Consider the following 17,779-nt stretch of genomic DNA (forward strand, 5'->3'; position numbering starts at 1 on the left):
TGGAAATCTCCGAAAGGCTGGAAATGCCGTCCCCATCAAGATAGTGTACAGAGTTTTAAGCGCAAGCTGAAGCGACTAACGACGAGGAAGTGGAGCATTGACCTAACGACACGGATTGAACGATTAAATTGGGTTATCCGCGGTTGGGTAAATTACTTCTCACTTGGTAATATGAAGACGATACTGACGCAAATAGATGAGCGTTTACGAACTCGTATCCGAGTCATTATCTGGAAGCAATGGAAGAAAAAATCGAGACGACTATGGGGACTTCTGAAACTAGGTGTTCCGAAATGGATAGCCGATAAAGTATCTGGCTGGGGTAACCACTATCAACTAGTGGCACAAAAGTCAGTCTTAAAGCGAGCTATATCAAAACCAGCCCTTACTAAAAGAGGACTGGTTTCTTGTCTAGATTTCTATCTTAAACGACATGCGTTAAAAGTTAGTTGAACCGCCGTGTGCCGAACGGCACGCACGGTGGTGTGAGAGGGACTAGAAATTAGCCTCTACTCGATTGCCCTTTGCAAGAGATTTTGAAAATATTCCTTATGATGGAATTATTAAAGGAGGAATAAGATGAAAGAAGTGAAGCAGGCAACACCATTTTTAGAGAAATATACGGATAATTTATCCGAGAAAGTTGCTAAAAAGTCCGAAGATTATCAGGTTTACGGTCGAGAAAAAGAGATCCGGGCGGTTCAAATCTCCTTACTCAGACGAAGCAAGAATAATCCCATTTTAGTGGGGGAGGCTGGAGTCGGAAAGACTGCGATTGTTGAAGGGCTGGCCTTGGCCATTTTAAGAGGTGAGGTTGCCCCTAGGTTGAGGAATTTAACGGTTCGATCATTGGAGTTGTCCAGTTTGATGTCAGAAGCTGATGGGGGCTTCATTGTGAAGTTTAAAAAGATTATTGAGGAGATGATTGAAACGAGAGGGGAGAATCTTCTCTTTATTGATGAGCTTCATACAATTGTGGGCGCTGGCAGTCAAGAAGGTCAGGCGCTGGATGCCGGGAATGTTATTAAGCCTGCCTTAGCCCGGGGAGATATTCAGTTGATTGGAGCTACAACACTCGATGAATTTCATGAGTATGTTGAAACGGATCGAGCGTTAGAGAGACGGATGCAGCCTGTGATGGTGGCGGAGCCGACCATTCCCCAAGCCATTGAGATTTTAAAGCAGGCAAAATTCATTTATGAGAACTTTCATCAGGTAAATATTAGTGATGAGGCAGTGAGACAAGCCGTTCTACTATCAGTTCGCTATCTAACAGATCGTTTTTTACCGGATAAGGCTTTTGATCTGATTGATGAGGCAGCAACAATTGCTTCAGCTGAAAATCTGAATCTGATTACGGATCGAGAAATTGCACAAGTGATTAAGGATAAGACAGGAATACCAGTCACCACGATTTTAAAAGCCGATCGAGAACGGCTAGCAGGTTTAAAAACAAAGATTATGGAGCGGGTCAAGGGACAGGATGAGGCCGTGGATACAGTGATTAATGCGGTTACCATTGCCCAGGCAGGGCTACAGGATGAACACAAGCCAATCTCTTCTTTTCTCTTTTTGGGATCGACTGGTGTCGGGAAGACCGAGTTAGCCAAAGCCTTGGCAGAGGGACTTTTTGATGATGAAGCCGCTATGATTCGTTTTGATATGTCTGAATATAAGCAGAAAGAGGATGTCACAAAGCTAATAGGAGACCGAAAAACAGGGACTAAGGGCTTGTTGACAGAGGGAGTCAAACGGAAGCCTTACTGCGTACTATTGATTGATGAGATTGAGAAGGCAAACGGGGAGGTTGTAGACCTGTTTCTTCAGGTGCTGGATGATGGACGCTTGACGGATTCTTCAGGGCGGCTGGTGAGTTTTAAGAATACCATTGTTGTGATTACAACTAATATCGGGGCGCAAAAGATTATCAAGCAGTATGAACTGAAGGGCAGTTTTAAGGATTTAACGGCCAGGGATCGGAAACAGTTTGAGAAAAGCATGGGGACAGAGTTAAGAACAGAGTTCCGTCCTGAATTTTTGAACCGAATCGAGCATAAGCTGATTTTTAATATGCTAGATGAAACGGTTGGGAAGGAAATTATTGTGAAGAACCTTCAAAAAATGAAGGAGAGAATGGCCAATAAACAGCTTTTGTTTGCTTATTCGCCTGAGCTAGTCGATTATTTGTCAGATGTCGGAACGGATGTAGAGAATGGGGCACGGCCTTTGGAGCGGATTATCAAACAGAAGATTTTAGCCCCGATAGCCAAAATGAGCCTTGATTTAGAAGACAATGGCTTGGCTCACCGTATCTATGCCTGGATCGATGGAGAAGCCCCTGATGAATATCATCGGATTGATCAGCGAGAGATTCGTTTTGATATTCAGTCTGATGATTTATTTTTAAATGAATCAGTGATGTGACCCTTTATAAGCGTTTCGCTTATGATTCTGTATACTGCTACTGTCAAAGAAAAAAAGGAGGACATTTATGAAATATCATTTGACAAATCCGTTTAAGAAGGTAAAAGAAAAGCTAGACTTTGTGGCAATACCCTTTGCTACTTTTCTAGCTTCAGTACTTCCTACATCGGTGTCTGCGGACGATCCCTTTGCAAAGGTAAATACTTTATCCAATCAAGGAGTTACAAAATTCCAGGGAATTGCTATCGGTATCTTTTCACTCGCTCTGGTTGTGACAGGACTTATTTACGGATTTGGCGGTCGTGAAATTAGAGCTAAGATTAAAGAGTATTGGTGGGCAATTGCGCTTGCAGTTGTGGTAGTATTTGCTGGAGTAAGTATCATAACGTGGCTCGCTGGTTTTGTGAAGGGATCGGGGTAATCTAGATGAACTTTCCCTTATTAAAAAAATCGAGACCCTTGATCAGTGATGATCTATTTCTTGAAATAAGCTGGCTGGATGGTAAGTCTCCGGAAGATGATCCGGAACTTTTACGGGTTATTGAAGAGTTAGATCAGAGATACCTGGAAATTTTTGATCATGCAATTGAAGAAAGGCTTCCTTATCTGACCTTTCATCAAGCAGAAGTTCTATTTTCAGAGCTTAGAGAGGTTTATGGACAGTATCAATTCAAAAAGGTTGCCATTGCCCATCTGAAAGGGAAGGAAGTAGTGACGGAGGGAGAAGTCTTTGCGAGTCCCTTGATTATCGATTCGGACTATCAGAATGTCTTATTGCCTCTCATTCAGTCGATTTTGACCCACCCAGATTTTGAGGATTATAGCTATCAAGAGAAGCGGGAATACTTTGAGAATCAGATTTATCCAGTCTATAAGCAGAGTCTCGATTTATTGGATTCTTCGCTTCCAATTTTTCCAGTTGAAGGTGAGGAAGTTTCCAGGGTTCCTGTCCAACCAATAACAGAGCAGCCTTCTTCAGTCGCAGAGTCAACAATTCCATCGCTCAAAAAAGTTTATCTTCTACTGAGTATTCTGGGATTATTAGCGGGGACTGGTTTTGGATTATCTGCCTGGACGATGAGTCACTTGTCGCAGAAAACAGAGCAACTCAACTATCTCTATAAAGAATTAAAGGATTTAAAGACAACTCTTTCAACTGAAAATGAAGTGGATGTCTTTAGTCGCTACTTCTTAACCAGCTATTATTCTGGCAACAAGGAAGTATTGGTTGACTTTCTTTCTGATGGGGATGCTAAATACACGGCTCCTCAGGAAGGCCGCTTACAGTCAGTTTTGTTGGAGAAAATCGACTATGATTCGGACAAGGATGAATATGAGGTGACTTATGTTTTATCTTTGAAACAGGAAGATAAGCTGACCAGTCTTCGACAAACCTTTTCGATTCAGAAAAAGGATTCCGCTAAATACGGCTATATCATTGTTCGAGAACCCCGAGAAACTGAGTATTTGAAATCAGAAGAATAGTTGAACAGCAGCAGGTGAAGGACTTGCTGCTTTTTTGTACAAGAAGTTGTTCATTAAGTTATATAACTTTTTGTGCATATCCTTTAGCTGTACCTTTAGAAACTATTTGAGGATTATTTTGTAGACTAAGGGAGAAATACGCATCAGAAAGGATACAGTATGGATAGTCTACAAGATCATTTTATTGACGATCTGCTGGCGGATTCTCTGCAGGCAGCTAGTTATTTAAGACAGATGAGTTGTTGCCATCTACAGGTTTTTACCTATGATTGCCAGCAATGGATGGGGAATTACCTCAAGAGATACTGGGCGGCTTCCCCAGAAATTCAATTACAAATCTTTTTGTTTTCGGGATTCTCTGCTCCTAGGAGGGAGGTAGAACAGATTGATTGATTTACTTGAAATATCGCTTTATATACTCATGCAGTTGTTCAAGAAAAACACGGTCTTATTTATCATCCTACTAAGTTTAGTGAGCTATTTGGGATATAGGGGCTTAAAAATTGGATGGCCGTCTATTCATAGACTCAGCAAATTTCTAGTTGCTGCTGTTAGAGATCCAAGGAAGATTCTCATTCAATTGAAAAGTTTGAAGAAAGTAGAGACTTGGCGGAAGGTTTTATTATGGCTACCAACTTATATCGGTCTGTGGTTAGTAAACCTCCTTTTTCGTCTAGTTTATGCCCTCCCTTTCATAGGCCGTGAGCGGAAACGGTTCAACAAAGAGGTCAAACCGATTCTAGCTTTTAAAACCTTCCAGAGCTTTATTTACATGGGGCTTGGCTTTAGCTTCCTTGCTTTTTTACTGACAAGTTATTTAGTGACCGTTCTTCGAGCGATTATTCCCTATCTCTATTTCATGGTTTTATCAATTAAGGATGAAAGTCTCTATAGAGCCTTTGACTGGACGAGTTTGTTGATCCAAAATCTTTTGAATGCACGGGTATTTGTCCTGTCTCCAATTCTAGCTTTTCCAATTTTTACTTTAGGTTTAATCGCTGCTTGGAGATCCGCTTGGATTAATTTTGAGCAGTATCGTGATTACAATCATAATGAGGAAGGGGACGATCGCTTTGCGACTACTAAAGAGATTCATCAGCAGTACAAGAAAGTCCCAAACAAGAGCTTGACTTATCCAGGTGATGGTGGGGTGCCTGTTCTACATGAAACGAGAAAAAATTTAGCTGGTGTAACCTTAGCTTCTCAGATGAAGTGGCAGAATCGAACAGTTGGTAGGTATATCTATCAGGCACAGAGGATCTTAGGAAATTTAGGGCAAGTATCTGGGGATTACTATATAGAAGATGCTACGGTTAATCTTTTGGATATTGGGATCACCCGATCTGGTAAAGGGGAAAGCCGTGTAGCTCCAATTATCGATATTAATAGTCGAGCAGAGAAGCAGCCTTCGATGGTCATTCAGGATCCGAAGGGAGAACACTATCAAGCTTCTTATAAAACCATGCGAAAGCGTGGCTATGATGTCGAAGTTTTGTCCTTCCAGAATATGGATTGGTCGATGTCCTATAATCCTTTGGAGTTAGCAATTTCGGCTGCGAAACGTGGCTACTATGAAAAAGCTCAGACTCGTGTCAATGCCGTTGCAGAAGCGATTTTTCCGCAGCCAAAAGGCGGAGGCAAGGGTAACTCAGAATACTTCCGGAAATCCTCTATTTCCTTGTTTAATGCCTTGACTATGGCACTTATAGATCGAGCTAATAAGACCTTTAAAAATGGCGAGGAGGATGCCTGGGACACCATTACCATCCACAATATTGCTAAATTTTTGGCGAATTTGGGATCAGAGGATGTATTTGTAGATAGTGATGGGGAAATCGTTGAAAACCCAGAAAAAGGACAGAGTGTTTGGAAGAAGTCTAAGCTAACCGTTTATTTTGATAATCTCCGGAAAGTCAATCAAAATCAATTCTCTAAATTTAGACAGATGGCGGACATGGAGTTCCGAGCTTCGGATTTTGGAGGCGATGAGACAAAAGGAAATGTCTACTCCAGCATGATGACAGGAATCAACCTATTCCTTCAAGACAATGTGGCCAAGTTGACTTCTAAAAATTCTATTGATTTGGAATCGGTGGGATTTCCAAGGCGCTTATCGGTCAAGCTTCGTTCTAGTCGGAACCGTTTGATGGAGAATGAGTTTACCCATAAAACCGCTAGAATTAGCATTAAAGATGCTAGAAACGGTAAAGTCTATGTTCAAAATGCGACAGCCTTAATTGATGCGGAAGGTTATCTGACCTACTGTATTGCTCCTAAATTGCCTAATCAATTTATGTTCTTGATCGATTTTGATCATGACAATAATGGAACTTCAGCTATTCGTTCTGTAGAGTTTCAATTTTCAGCTGAAAAAATCTACGGGGAGCTGGATTTCTACACAGGCAAGCCGGCTCTCAAAGGAATTAGCATCTCGATTGATGAAGCGGGTCAATCCTTGATTCAGGAGCAGGATGTGGAGTTGATTTACTCAGACAATCCAAAAATTATTTATTTAGTGACTCCTCCCAATCGAACCGAATACAATTCGATTGTTTCGCTCTTCCTAGATCAATTGTTCAATGCCAATTATGAGCTGGCCTTATCGAATGGCCGCAAATGTATCAATCGGATTCTCCATGTCCTAGATGAGTTTACAAACATGCCAGCCGTTCCGAACATGGACACTAAAATTTCAATTGGTCTTGGCCAGAATATCTTGTATTATCTCTGGATTCAAAATTTGGAGCAGCTGGTGGCTGAGTACGGTGAGAACGTAGCTAAAACGATTCAGGATAACTGTTCACTTCAGGGCTATATTAAGTCGACGTCACAAGAAACCAATGAACGTTTCAGCAAGCGCCTAGGCAGTCGAACTATTACTCGGAGACGACGCTCAAGCAATATTTTGGATGAGGCGAATCCAAATGTTTCCGTTGATCATGTTCGACAAGAACTTTTAACTCCGACACAATTGGCCAAACTCCAAGAGGGGGAAGCAGTTATTCTACGAGGTGTCAAAGGTCGGAGTAATCGAGGCCACAAGGTAACGACTGATCCGATTTTCCTTCATGACAAGACTAGCCTACCTTATCGTTACATGTTCCTACAAGAAGAGTTTGACCAGTCTATGAACTTGGCGGATATTCCAGTTGACAGTGAACACCGGAACTTGAATTTACAAGATGTGGCCATTGATGGTGAAGGAGCCTTTAAAAATCTGATCGACTGGCGGCATCGCTTCAATGCTGGCCTCGGCAGCAATACAGGAGAGAGTCCAAAATTAGCAGGTCGAGGCAGGACTCAGATTCAAGGGCAGCCCCAAGCAGTCCAGTCGACTGAAGAATTATTTGAAGCCGTAGTAGCTAGTGTGATGGGCGGCGATGCTTTACCTGGTTATGAGGAGAGTTTCCTAGGAGATGATTTCTTTGTGGATGATGTGATGTAGATTTTAATGACAGTTACTAGAACTGAGCAGGGATCTAACTCTGTTCAGTTTTTTTGGGATTTTAAATTATATAACTTTGCTTTTTAGCTCGCTATTGGCTATAATAAGGCTAGAAAAGTAAAAGGAGAAATGGTATGAAAGTAGGGAAAGTTGCTCGTTTAGTAGTTTGTGGTCTCGTTATTTTCTTCCTAGCTGCCTGTGGCGCAAAATCACCAGAAGATCTTGAAAAAAACGTATTGAAAGATAGCTATACAGGATATTCGCAGGAATCTGGGTATGAAGGATTAGATTTTAGAGCAGGTGGAGATACTTTAACTTTTGATAAAAGTAAGAAATTAATCAAGAATAGTCACGGTGAAGAAATCAAATATGGAGTTGTTCCGGATGATCAAGTTAAGAAAATTCCTTCTAAATATAGAGGAGCTTTAGTTGACCTTGAAAAAGAGTTAAAAGAAACGGATAATTTTACAATTGCTGTAGGAGATAGTGCTGATACTCCTGAAAAGGCTGGTGCTTATTACCAGGTTGCTTTACAAAATGGTGGTAAAAATATCCGGGTTATCGAGCTTCGCCGAGGATATAAGTATGAGAATGCTTATTATGATTTTTCCGGTGTAGCGGATTAAAAATGAAAGTCTCAGAAATGAGGCTTTTTTGTTGCCCTTTAAAAGAGATTTTTAAATTATTCCTTATGATGGAATCACCAAATAGAAATTGGAGGATTCTTTCATGAGATATAATACTTTTTCCGATCTTGTCAATGATATGGGCGGGGCAGACTTCATGAATAACGATATTGTAGACGAAAATGCTGCAAAATTGGCAGAGTTTTATTCCTACTGGGGGAATTATTTGGAGTCTGCCTCAGTATTTTTATCCTATTTAGCTTATCTACCAGGAAGTATTGCCAAGGTTTTTTATCAAATCACGGTTAGCTTAGAACATGTGTTTAATAATATGTTCAAGTTGTTTGGTTTATTTGGCTATCTAGGTGATAATTCAACTTTGATTGGTCAATTTTATTACTGGTTCCAAGTGCTTGGGATAAGCATATTTACCTTGGTACTGATTGTTTCGGCTTTACTGGGAGTCTTCACAAAGCCTGTGAAGTATAAAAATGTGATTACGAATTTCTTGTTGGTCACCTTTATGACGACGGCTTTGCCTCTAGGTCTAACTACTATCACACAGGCTATGGCTGAGGATGCCCGAGCGATTCAAACCCTGTCTTCTGGTAAGGAAGATTATTCGTCTTTAGCTATTCAACCTATCAAAAATAATGTGGTTGATTTAAAGATTCTGGTGGACAATGATTTTTCAACAGAGTTATTTCCCTTAGATCGTTATGGCTATATTAAACCTGTTCAGAAAGGCTCAACTCCCGTCAATAATATTACAGACGATCCAGTAAAAAGAGATACGACGGACTTTGTGACGAAAATTGATTTTGCAGCTACTTATGGTGCTACAAATAGTGTGGTATTGGATCAAATGAATAAGCGAGATGGTAAGAAAGATACTGGTATTAAAGGATTGTTTCTTCATAAGTTAGACGCTAACCAGACAGGTGTTGAGACCATCACAGAACATCGTTTTGCGAAGGGATTAAATTCATTGGAACCTGTTTACATGAGATACAAAGTAAACTGGATTGGAATGTTTATTCAATTTGGTATTCTAATGGTTCTGTTGGGTACTATGGCTTTTAAATTTGTTAAATCAGTTTTTGATATTACCATTCAGGCTATGATTTCTCCCATTGTGGGCTATAGCTCTGTTTCTAACTCTACAAAGTATAAAGAATTACTGAGGACTATTGGAGGTGCTCTAGCAGGGATTATGTTTGAGGTGATTATCATTCGAGTTGTTTTAGAAATTTGTAGAGATTTACCAACCTTGTCTGTCTCTGCTATTACCAAACTATCAGGTGGATTCTTTGATCGGCTAAATATGTGGGAACAGGTATTATCGGCTTCTTTCGTCTATCTAGGCTTGTTCTATGCGACTATGCAAGGAATTGCCATGGTCGAACGTTGGTTGGGTGTGTCTACAGCTCAAAGCGATTCAGCTCAACAATTGATGAGTTCTGTGATGGCTGGAAATGCGCTTTTCAATGGCGCTCGTGGATTTGGGCATGGTGCTCTGGCTGCAGCTGGTATGGGAGCTAATCTTGCAGGGGCTGTGCCTGACTTTGTAGCTGGAGGAAGTCGGGTTATCGGAAACAGTCTAGCCGCTACAGGTGGAGGTATTCGAGGTTTTGGTGATGCTGTAAAAGATCAAGGTTTTGTGAATACTGCAACTGGCGGATTAAGTAACATGGTCAACCTGGCCGATGCGATGGGGCAAGATGCAGTTGGGAAGGTGAAGGATTTTGCTGGAGGTGTCGCAGATAATCTAAGTCAGAAAGAGCAGGCAGGTCACGATGCGACTTATGCTGCCTTTAAAAATCCAGCAGCTGAACCTAAAGTAGGCTTCAATTCTAGGATGAGTGCCAATGCTGATTATGGTTTGAATCGCTCTGGGTATTATGGGGGAGCGCCTCTCTTCTCAGATTCTGCCTCTGGTAACGGTTCGTCTTTAGGGACAGACAGTAGTTCATCCGGTGGAGGAATCACAGATCCTACCTTGGCGGCAACAGATCTTTCAGCTCCTGATTTTACAGGTATTAGTGATCCTAGTCCTGTAGGTGCTGGAAATTATTCCAATGCGAGCGCTCCGAACCTTTATCCGGAGACAAGTCTAGATGCTCTATCACCAAGCCAAGCATCTTCTATTCCTAATGAGGGCTCTCGGGTTGATCCTCTAGGCGCTCCTAGTGAACACCTCAGACAATCTGGCCAAGAATTCCAGGCAATGAACCAACAGATGAATCAAGCGGTTCAACAGATGCCAAATCAAAGTCCGTTACAAGGTCTAGGATTTGATGAAGATGAGGGGTAGAGAGAATGGATTTTAAAGATAAGATAGTTGTTATTACGGGGAGTCTGCGGCCGCTTAGTCGTAAGGATGCTATTCGTTTGCTTGAAGCTAGGGGTGCAATTGTACATACTTATATTTCAGCGGCTACAAATATTTTGATCACAGGTCACCGCCAATTGGATCTCTTTCAACCAGAGAAGCGATCCAAGAAGTACCAGGCAGCTATGCGAAGGATAGCAGAGGGGCAAGTGATTGAAATTGTGACGCAGGATCGATTTTTTCAGTTAGTAAAGGAGTCTCAGAGATGAGACTTCTTTTTTTGCAGTGAAGTGACTCTTTACAAGAGATATTGGTTTTATTTTTTACCATAGAGGCAAAAGAATGGGGAGGAAGTTATGGATGAGAAATATGGCGTACCTAGAGATATTTATGCTCGGGTCAAAATTATTGGATTGTTTATGGTCGATCTTGTCTTTGTGGGAGGTTCAGGTGTTATGGCTTTGTCCTTTGCATTGAAGGTATTTCCACCGAGTCAGTGGGCTCAAATGCTGCTTTTTATCATTTTGAGTCCGGTTTTGAGTCTGTACCTGATTCTTCCTACCAATGGCGGGAAGAAGAATTGGAATAGTATGTACTTGTTTTTTAGACGGCGGCGCAAACGCTATGTCAGTTTAAATTATATTCGAGGGGGAAAATTGTAATGGCTATTCGAAAAGCTGAAAAACCGGTTGAAAACAAAAAGCCCTTGGGGCGGGTATCTGAGCGAAAAGGCTATTCGGAGTCTTATTTTGACTTGAATTCCTGTGTTGATTTACTGGATGTAAAGTCGATTATTCCCAACCAACAAGCCTATATCCAACTGGTAGATTTGGGTTATCTCCAATTGATGGAAATACCAGGTAAAGATTTAGGCTCCCTGTCCTGGAATGAGATGATGCGTACCATTCAAAATTTTGAAAAGTGGCTTTCTGATTTTAATACAGATATTCAGATTGAGACGACAACCTTACCGACCAATACAGCTCCCCAGATTACTGATTTACGGCATCATTTGAGCCTGGTTCGGGAGGAGAAGGCCAAGTTGCCTGTAGATAGCCGGCGGTATCTTCAGCTGCAAGATCGAGAGGAGTTGTTGCTTAATCAAATTCGTGTTGAAGAAAGTATTCAACAGGAAATTTACAATACAGAGTTTATTTTATGGTTGTTTGCACCTACAACGATGGAACTAGATGATCTGGTTCGGAAGGCTAAAACGTATGGCAATAATGATTTTGTTCCTCAAGAAATTAGCTATGACAAGAAGGTACAAATTATGAAGCAGTATAACAACATGAATGAGAAGGTATAGGAGGTAGAAGATGCCTAGTTTATCAAAAAGAAAACAGCGGAAGCTCAGATCCCAGGGCTATGATTTAGCTTTTTTGAGTCAGATTCAACCACAAGGCAATATTGATTTCCGGAAAAATGATCGTTACTGGATTAGTGGTGATGGGTATCATACAGTTCTTCATTTTTACGAATACCCTTCTAAAGATCTGGATCGCTTTTGGTTGTCGGAACTATTATTGAATCCAGGAACCAGAGCCTTCTTGTCTCTTTATCGGGAAAATAATCGGGTCTTGGCTCAAGAAATTCCGGATTCGATTGAAGAAAAGTGGACTCGAATTACTGGGAATAGCAAGATAGCCAATAACCAGAAAGAACTTGATGAAATCCGAGACTTGGAACTGCTGAACCGAGAAATTGACAAGAAGAATATTGCCATGCTAGGGATGTATGTTCGAGTGTTTCTATCGGCTTCTACAGAGAGTGAGTTATTTAGAAAAGTCGATGAGGTTAAGGATAAGACTTCTAACTTCAAGTCAACAATTCTTGCAGGGGAGCTGGATTTTGAATACCATTCTCCCTTCATTCCAGCTAAATACCAGATTGATCTGCCAAACAGTCGCAGGGGGATTCCTGTTCCTGCTCATGATGTGGCGGGCGGCTATTTCTTTAACCATACCAAGCTCGAGGATCAGCGAGGGGTCTATCTTGGTTGGACTCCCACCAAGGGAGCGGTCAACTTTAATTTCTTAGAGCGGAATGACCGGCGGACTCGTTCCTTTATGATTTTATCGGGGAACCCCAAAATGGGACAGCGATCATTTTTGTTAAAGCATACAGATGGTCTTTACGCTAAAGGGCAGTTTATTCGGAATTTTGATGCCAACGGGACTTTCTTAGATCAGACTCGGCAACAACATGGCTTGATTTTGGATTTATCAGGAGAAGCTAACCGCATCAATATTTTTCAAGTATTTCCAACAGTCACTAACGAAGACGGGACAGAGGTCGATAAGAAAAAATCCTATAACCTGCATACGCAAAAATTGAAGAGTATTTTCAAGCTCTTGAATGAGGATGTTAGCGGCGATGATTTAACCACTTTTGGAACCCTCTTAAATGATTTTTATATCTCAGAGGGGTTGTGGGCTCGAAATCCGAAATTACATCCGGAGAGGCTCAAGGCGACTGATCTAGTCAATGAAGAATATCCGATTCTATCGGATTTTGTCTTGTATGTTGATGATTACCGGCGGCAGCTGGAACAGAAGAAGAGTTCCAATGAGTCGGAATTGGCTTCGGTCAAACGAATCTACAATACGTTTAACGAACTTCTGACAACTCATGCGGATATTTTTGAAGGGACAACAGAGTTTCGAGATATTACCTCTGAACAAGTGGTGACTTTTGATTTTTCGGGATTAAAGGGAACGCCGCAACTTTTAAATGCTCAAATCTTCTCTGTGCTCTCCCTAGTATCGGCAGATATTGTCAATAACGGGAAACGCTGTAAACAACTGATGAAAGAGAATCCTTCTCTATCGGAGATGGATATGCAGCACTACATTGTAAATATTAGTGAGGCTCAGACCCTGATTAATCCTAAGTATGAAAGTAGTGTGGAGCTTTTAGCAGATATTATTGATTCTATGGGGGATAACTTTGCAGGTGTCGTTCTATCTGTGAACTCGCTTCGAGGGATTCTTTTTGAGGGAGGTCAAGGTAGTCATAAGGATCCTTATGTAACAGCCGTGCAGCGGATTTTCGGCTTGATGCAGTATAGAGTTTTTGCTCAAACCGATGAAACCAGTATCCCTTTGTTGGCTCAAGCCCTGGCAGGATCGATGAATCAGTCAGAATTGGAAACTTTGCCACGTTTGATTAAGGGGCAGTTGTTTTTGAATATTGCTGGGGTGGGGAACCTGGTTTTCAACCAGCAGTTGTTAGCACCAGAACTAGGCCGCTACGGTGGGATTCAATAAGGAAAGGAAGTCATCATGTCACGTAATATTTTTGGATTTGTTGGAAGAACAGTAGCTTCTGTTAAGAGTGGGATTGCTATTCGGAAAGCTGTCATGGAGAAAGAAAAGTCCTATTTTGCCTCTGAAGAATCTGATCCGGAACGCTTAGAGGCACAAAAACAAAGAGATCAAGAGTTTATCCAATCTCTGAAAAAGTTAGGGGTTGCTGTTCTTGTTTTTCTAGTTTTTTACGCTATTTTAAGAACGATTTTGAATCTTTGGTGAGGATTGAACGATGAAAAAATGGTTAGCTAGTCTCTCTGTTTTTATCGTTATTCTTTGGATGGGGGTTACTCTCCTGGCTGGTATTTTTGGAGCTATTTCGGGAGGTCAGGATGCCGATTGTTCAGCAGCTGCTACTAGTTCTGGCACTGCTGCTCAAGCTCCAGAAGGAACCAGTGTGACAGAAGATCAACTGGTAGTCGCTAAAAAGATTCAAGCGGTCGCTTTAGAATATGGCCTAGATGAAAATAAGGCCTATGGGGCGATTGGAAATGCGGAACAAGAAAGTTCCTTGATGCCGCCTTTTGTGGAGCTGAATCACCTTTGGAGTTACTGGGCGAATGCCAATAGTGTTGAGGATGCTGTGAGAGAGATTCAGAAACATGGTACCAAGGCGGAGGCCTTGTTTGTGAACGGATTTAATTCGGTGATTGCTGCTTATGGAGGCGGCCTTAGTGATGAAGGTTACCGAGGTGGTTCCCCTGATGGCAGTCACTGGGTTGGTTTTGGTATCTGGCAATGGACTGGTTACAACGGGGTTATGCCCTATTTTGATTGGGCAGATGCTAATAAGAAAACTAAGGCCGATATTGATAGTATCTTGTTGTTTGCCTTCTCAGATAGCAGCGAATTTTTCAAGCCCTATACGGCCGAAGGTGACTATTATTATAAGCGCTTGGAAAAAATTAAGGCCATGCCTGCAGCTAGTTCGCCAGCCGAAGGAGCTGCCATTTGGCTCAATCACTATGAGTATGCTGGACAAGCTCCAGGCGGAGGTGGTTTGGTTCATCTAGATCAGCGGCAACAATATGCGACAAACTGGGCTGTTCGCCTTGGTAAGGAGAAGGTGGACACGGACTATGGGAAATCGATTATTAGCCAGGCCAATACTATGTCGGCTCAGAAAAATTCTGAAAAGAATACGAATAACTGTGGGAAATCCTCCTCCTCTGCCAAAGGTAAGGGTGGGCACCCCTATAACCATGATTACTATTGGACAGCAGCTTTTCGGACTTACAACAAAGCTCGGACGATAGCGGCTGCAAACTTTGGATTCAGTACGCACAATGGGATTGATGTTGTAGCAGATTGGGGAATTGCTTTCTCACCGAAAGGGGAAAAGGGGGAGATCTTTTCAGTTTACAACGGAACCGTTGTCGGCAAGAGTCCTGGTTTTGGCCAGATCCTGATTAAAAGTGAACCTGCCGATACTGGATTGGATAAACCGGTTGTCCTCGAGTATACCCATCTATTGATTGATGGAGCTTATGGCAATGTCCAGATTGGCGATAAGATTGAGGCGGGTCAACGAATCGGCACAGAAGGGGATACCGGTTCCCCAGGACTCACTCATTTACATTTCGGGGTTCTAAATGCGGATGCGGTAGCCAATGGTGTTAACTTGTGGACTGGGATTAACTTGGATGAAAAGAACTATGGTGGCAGCGTTGATGATCCAATTATTGATCCAGGGCTTGTCTTGGAAGGAATTGAGATTGGTTGGTTTGATACAGCTGCGCCCAATTACCTAGGAGATGAATTTATTCAACCGAATCCATTACAAATTCGTGTAGACGGCACAACCAAAGAAGATCCTAGACTCTCAGGGAAAGGGAAGTAAGGAGGAGACAATGACCCAAAAAAGGGATAAACAGATTGGGGCAGTTGCTGCTTTAGCAATACTAACGATTATTCTATTTACTATTTATCAAGGCTTTAATAAGGATAAGCAGAATATAGAGAATCAGTTACTGGGGGAAAAGGCAGCGATTGTAACCTTGGACACTAAGAAAAATAAGGATGAGACCTTGCTAAAAGCTATTCAAAAAGGCCAAACTCTAAAGAATTATGAAAAATTAGAAAACCGGAAAAAGACGGTTTTTGAAGAGTATTTCAAGTTATCGAAAGAGCTATTGGCAGCTGAAAAAGAGAAGCAGGCGAAAGAAGTCGAGAAACTGAGAGAAAAGATTGATGATGTCATGGTATTAGGGGAGAGTCGAGAACTCTTCTTCTACCGTGGATCCGATTGGAAAATGGTTCTTAATCGCCAGATCCCTGACTTTACCTTCACAGTCCAAGCAGCTGATAGCATTAGTATTGTTGATGGGGAGGGAAGAACCGTACTTCTCATGAAGGTCTGGTACAATGAGGAGGCGAATAAATTTCAATTGTTGTCTATGGTCAAGACTTTTGAATGGTGGGCACCGACTGATGTCTTTGTACCAGGATCAGGAGAGGTTGGTGTCCTTTCTTCAAGTGAACAAGGGAAGGATGGTGATAATCAATGAGAAAACCGATTAAACTAGAGATCATTTTACGGTCGATCATTGTAGTTTTATTGACAGCTCTTCTTGTCTTGGTGCCTTTAACGGTATCTGTATCTAAAAGCCTGATTTCAACAAACCTAGAACTAGAGTCTACCCGTAAACTCAAGGAGAAGAAGGAAGAAGAGACTCGAAAACTTGGCCAAGAACTGGCCAGGGAACAGGAAAAACTTGTCCAGGACTTTCTAGGCTTTCCTCTCAGCGAGCTTAAACAGGATGAACAGATTGTGACCGACTATCTTAACACAATCTTCTCCTGGAAAAATGGCCAAGAGTATGATGAGCAAAGACAGATTTTGGAAGCAGGCGCTGCCAAGGGAAGTGAGGAGCTACTCAAGGTCATTATGCCGCCTAACTACAGAGTTCCTGTCCCCAAGGAGCTAGTTGGGAAGATCAAGGACAACGATATTGATATTAACGGCCTTAAATCAAAATTGGTTCAAACTCGATCGGAACGGCTGTCTTGGTCAAAATCAGCAGCAGCCGAGGTGACCTATGTAGCTATGATTACCTATCAGGTCTATGTCAATGAAGCAGATCTATCTGGCGACTATCGAACAACTCGTGATATGGTCTTTACTCTTACGGTATCCGGCGATTCGGATCGAAAAGTGACAGAAGTTCAGTATGGATTTGTTCAGTAGATGTATTGAAAAAGGGACGATAAGTTGTATAATTTATTGTCTCTTTTTAATTGACTTAAAAGGCAATTTATAGGATAATTAGAGTATATAAGTTATATAACTTTTCTATTTGAAAAGAGGCAAATGATGAGTGTGAAAGCCAAAGCGAGTCAACCAGGTGTAAGAAAGTTGAGAGGGAGAAGAAAACAGGCGACTCCTATTTCTCCCGAAGTGTATGAAAAAAAGCAGCGTTATCCGTTTGCGCTGCACTATGATGTTCGCTATGAGAAATTAGAGGATTTGGTGGCTTTTTATGGAGCCAGGTCAGCATCTGAGTATTTGGAGAATCTCATTGTCCGAGAGTGGGATAAGATGCAACGAAAAATGAAATCAAAGGGGGATTAGATACCATGTTTAGAATCTATTCTGGAATACTTTTACTGATGTTCCTGGCGTTTGTTTCTGGAATTGCAACAATTGTCTTTTTCTTCCAATGGATCGGGATCAGCATGGCTTTCTTGCTGGTTCTAGGATTATTGGCCATGTACTTTATGCCAGCCTTAGTGCTTCCGATTGCGTTACTGGCTATAGGTGTTCATTTTACAGGTGACTTTTCTTTTGTCGCAGATTTTCTATCCCTTTTGATTGGGCTTTTCTGGATGCTGATGGCTTATATGGCCTATAGCTTGGTAAAAGAGTGGATTAAGGAATGGAAAGAGAATCGTTCCTGATTTATATCAGAGTTCTATCCTTGAGATAGAGCTCTTTTATCTTTTCAAAAAGATTGATATTGGTTTACGAATATTAAAAGTATGGGCGCTATTTTAGTCGAATCGGCAAAAATTTGTCAGATTCCAGGAAAGTTTCTATACTGACTTTTGAAAGGAGAATAATTGTGCTGAACGAAAGAGAATTACTAGTTATACTCATTTAAAATCAAAAGTTGAAAAATAATGGATGCTTAGTTTTGAAATACAACAATATAAAACC

General features: G+C 41.5%; 18 protein-coding genes. All 18 read left to right on the forward strand.

The window, feature by feature from the left end; all coding sequences use genetic code 11:
• A partial coding sequence (locus tag HZY94_RS05695) for a group II intron maturase-specific domain-containing protein (RefSeq protein WP_306538575.1) occupies nucleotides 1–453 on the forward strand: 453 nt, incomplete at its 5' end.
• 126 nt (nucleotides 454–579) lie between these two features.
• Entirely contained in the window at nucleotides 580–2,424 is a 1,845-nt protein-coding gene (locus HZY94_RS05700) for an AAA family ATPase (protein WP_179925382.1), read from the forward strand.
• Between the two features lie 67 nt (nucleotides 2,425–2,491).
• Nucleotides 2,492–2,845 (forward strand): TrbC/VirB2 family protein, encoded by a 354-nt coding sequence (locus HZY94_RS05705; RefSeq protein WP_179925383.1) that lies wholly within the window; start codon nucleotides 2,492–2,494, stop codon nucleotides 2,843–2,845.
• Nucleotides 2,846–2,850: 5 nt separating this feature from the next.
• Nucleotides 2,851–3,909, forward strand: coding sequence for a hypothetical protein (locus HZY94_RS05710; RefSeq protein ID WP_179925384.1), 1,059 nt, complete (start codon nucleotides 2,851–2,853; stop codon nucleotides 3,907–3,909).
• A gap of 159 nt (nucleotides 3,910–4,068) precedes the next feature.
• Nucleotides 4,069–4,302, forward strand: a complete 234-nt coding sequence (locus tag HZY94_RS05715; RefSeq protein ID WP_160332203.1) for a hypothetical protein — start codon at nucleotides 4,069–4,071, stop codon at nucleotides 4,300–4,302.
• Nucleotides 4,295–7,354 (forward strand): VirD4-like conjugal transfer protein, CD1115 family, encoded by a 3,060-nt coding sequence (locus tag HZY94_RS05720; protein WP_179925385.1) that lies wholly within the window; start codon nucleotides 4,295–4,297, stop codon nucleotides 7,352–7,354. Before HZY94_RS05715 ends, HZY94_RS05720 begins: the two co-directional genes overlap by 8 nt.
• A 134-nt stretch (nucleotides 7,355–7,488) precedes the next feature.
• Nucleotides 7,489–7,980 carry a hypothetical protein gene (locus tag HZY94_RS05725; protein ID WP_179925386.1) on the forward strand — a complete coding sequence of 164 codons (492 nt, stop codon included), beginning with the start codon at nucleotides 7,489–7,491 and terminating at the stop codon, nucleotides 7,978–7,980.
• A 103-nt stretch (nucleotides 7,981–8,083) separates the two neighbouring features.
• Nucleotides 8,084–10,294 carry a pLS20_p028 family conjugation system transmembrane protein gene (locus HZY94_RS05730; protein WP_179925387.1) on the forward strand — a complete coding sequence of 737 codons (2,211 nt, stop codon included), beginning with the start codon at nucleotides 8,084–8,086 and terminating at the stop codon, nucleotides 10,292–10,294.
• Between the two features lie 5 nt (nucleotides 10,295–10,299).
• The gene (locus HZY94_RS05735) at nucleotides 10,300–10,581 is read left to right on the forward strand and encodes a BRCT domain-containing protein (protein ID WP_179925388.1); all 282 of its coding nucleotides are present in this window, start codon (nucleotides 10,300–10,302) and stop codon (nucleotides 10,579–10,581) included.
• Between the two features lie 87 nt (nucleotides 10,582–10,668).
• On the forward strand, nucleotides 10,669–10,974 hold the full coding sequence (locus HZY94_RS05740; RefSeq protein ID WP_179925389.1) for a DUF5592 family protein: 306 nt from the start codon (nucleotides 10,669–10,671) through the stop codon (nucleotides 10,972–10,974).
• A complete protein-coding gene (locus tag HZY94_RS05745; RefSeq protein WP_160332209.1) occupies nucleotides 10,974–11,621 on the forward strand; it encodes a hypothetical protein in 648 nt (215 codons plus the stop codon). Before HZY94_RS05740 ends, HZY94_RS05745 begins: the two co-directional genes overlap by 1 nt.
• A gap of 10 nt (nucleotides 11,622–11,631) precedes the next feature.
• Entirely contained in the window at nucleotides 11,632–13,581 is a 1,950-nt protein-coding gene (locus HZY94_RS05750) for a virulence factor (protein WP_179925390.1), read from the forward strand.
• Nucleotides 13,582–13,596: 15 nt separating this feature from the next.
• Nucleotides 13,597–13,845, forward strand: a complete 249-nt coding sequence (locus tag HZY94_RS05755) for a hypothetical protein (protein ID WP_179925391.1) — start codon at nucleotides 13,597–13,599, stop codon at nucleotides 13,843–13,845.
• Nucleotides 13,846–13,855: 10 nt separating this feature from the next.
• Nucleotides 13,856–15,463, forward strand: a complete 1,608-nt coding sequence (locus tag HZY94_RS05760) for a phage tail tip lysozyme (RefSeq protein ID WP_179925392.1) — start codon at nucleotides 13,856–13,858, stop codon at nucleotides 15,461–15,463.
• 10 nt (nucleotides 15,464–15,473) lie between these two features.
• Nucleotides 15,474–16,130: a hypothetical protein gene (locus HZY94_RS05765; RefSeq protein ID WP_179925393.1), complete on the forward strand. Its 657-nt coding sequence runs from the start codon at nucleotides 15,474–15,476 to the stop codon at nucleotides 16,128–16,130.
• On the forward strand, nucleotides 16,127–16,810 hold the full coding sequence (locus HZY94_RS05770) for a hypothetical protein (RefSeq protein WP_179925394.1): 684 nt from the start codon (nucleotides 16,127–16,129) through the stop codon (nucleotides 16,808–16,810). The genes HZY94_RS05765 and HZY94_RS05770 overlap by 4 nt, the downstream gene beginning before the upstream one ends.
• Before the next feature lie 126 nt (nucleotides 16,811–16,936).
• Nucleotides 16,937–17,194 (forward strand): hypothetical protein, encoded by a 258-nt coding sequence (locus HZY94_RS05775; protein ID WP_228064570.1) that lies wholly within the window; start codon nucleotides 16,937–16,939, stop codon nucleotides 17,192–17,194.
• A gap of 5 nt (nucleotides 17,195–17,199) precedes the next feature.
• A complete protein-coding gene (locus HZY94_RS05780) occupies nucleotides 17,200–17,520 on the forward strand; it encodes a hypothetical protein (protein WP_179925396.1) in 321 nt (106 codons plus the stop codon).
• The last annotated feature ends 259 nt before the right edge of the window (nucleotides 17,521–17,779 follow it).

The sequence above is a fragment of the Streptococcus danieliae genome (assembly GCF_013415245.1).
In the GTDB taxonomy this organism is placed as follows: domain Bacteria; phylum Bacillota; class Bacilli; order Lactobacillales; family Streptococcaceae; genus Streptococcus; species Streptococcus danieliae_A.

Bases quoted from the DNA above. Each gene is read 5' to 3' on its own strand.
- HZY94_RS05700 (WP_179925382.1), top strand. From the start codon at position 580: ATGAAAGAAGTGAAGCAGGCAACACCATTTTTAGAGAAATATACGGAT.
- HZY94_RS05740 (WP_179925389.1), top strand. From the start codon at position 10,669: ATGGATGAGAAATATGGCGTACCTAGAGATATTTATGCTCGGGTCAAA.
- HZY94_RS05735 (WP_179925388.1), top strand. From the start codon at position 10,300: ATGGATTTTAAAGATAAGATAGTTGTTATTACGGGGAGTCTGCGGCCG.
- HZY94_RS05745 (WP_160332209.1), top strand. From the start codon at position 10,974: ATGGCTATTCGAAAAGCTGAAAAACCGGTTGAAAACAAAAAGCCCTTG.
- HZY94_RS05705 (WP_179925383.1), top strand. From the start codon at position 2,492: ATGAAATATCATTTGACAAATCCGTTTAAGAAGGTAAAAGAAAAGCTA.
- HZY94_RS05770 (WP_179925394.1), top strand. From the start codon at position 16,127: ATGAGAAAACCGATTAAACTAGAGATCATTTTACGGTCGATCATTGTA.
- HZY94_RS05750 (WP_179925390.1), top strand. From the start codon at position 11,632: ATGCCTAGTTTATCAAAAAGAAAACAGCGGAAGCTCAGATCCCAGGGC.
- HZY94_RS05730 (WP_179925387.1), top strand. From the start codon at position 8,084: ATGAGATATAATACTTTTTCCGATCTTGTCAATGATATGGGCGGGGCA.
- HZY94_RS05715 (WP_160332203.1), top strand. From the start codon at position 4,069: ATGGATAGTCTACAAGATCATTTTATTGACGATCTGCTGGCGGATTCT.
- HZY94_RS05765 (WP_179925393.1), top strand. From the start codon at position 15,474: ATGACCCAAAAAAGGGATAAACAGATTGGGGCAGTTGCTGCTTTAGCA.
- HZY94_RS05780 (WP_179925396.1), top strand. From the start codon at position 17,200: ATGTTTAGAATCTATTCTGGAATACTTTTACTGATGTTCCTGGCGTTT.
- HZY94_RS05710 (WP_179925384.1), top strand. From the start codon at position 2,851: ATGAACTTTCCCTTATTAAAAAAATCGAGACCCTTGATCAGTGATGAT.
- HZY94_RS05760 (WP_179925392.1), top strand. From the start codon at position 13,856: ATGAAAAAATGGTTAGCTAGTCTCTCTGTTTTTATCGTTATTCTTTGG.
- HZY94_RS05725 (WP_179925386.1), top strand. From the start codon at position 7,489: ATGAAAGTAGGGAAAGTTGCTCGTTTAGTAGTTTGTGGTCTCGTTATT.
- HZY94_RS05755 (WP_179925391.1), top strand. From the start codon at position 13,597: ATGTCACGTAATATTTTTGGATTTGTTGGAAGAACAGTAGCTTCTGTT.
- HZY94_RS05775 (WP_228064570.1), top strand. From the start codon at position 16,937: ATGAGTGTGAAAGCCAAAGCGAGTCAACCAGGTGTAAGAAAGTTGAGA.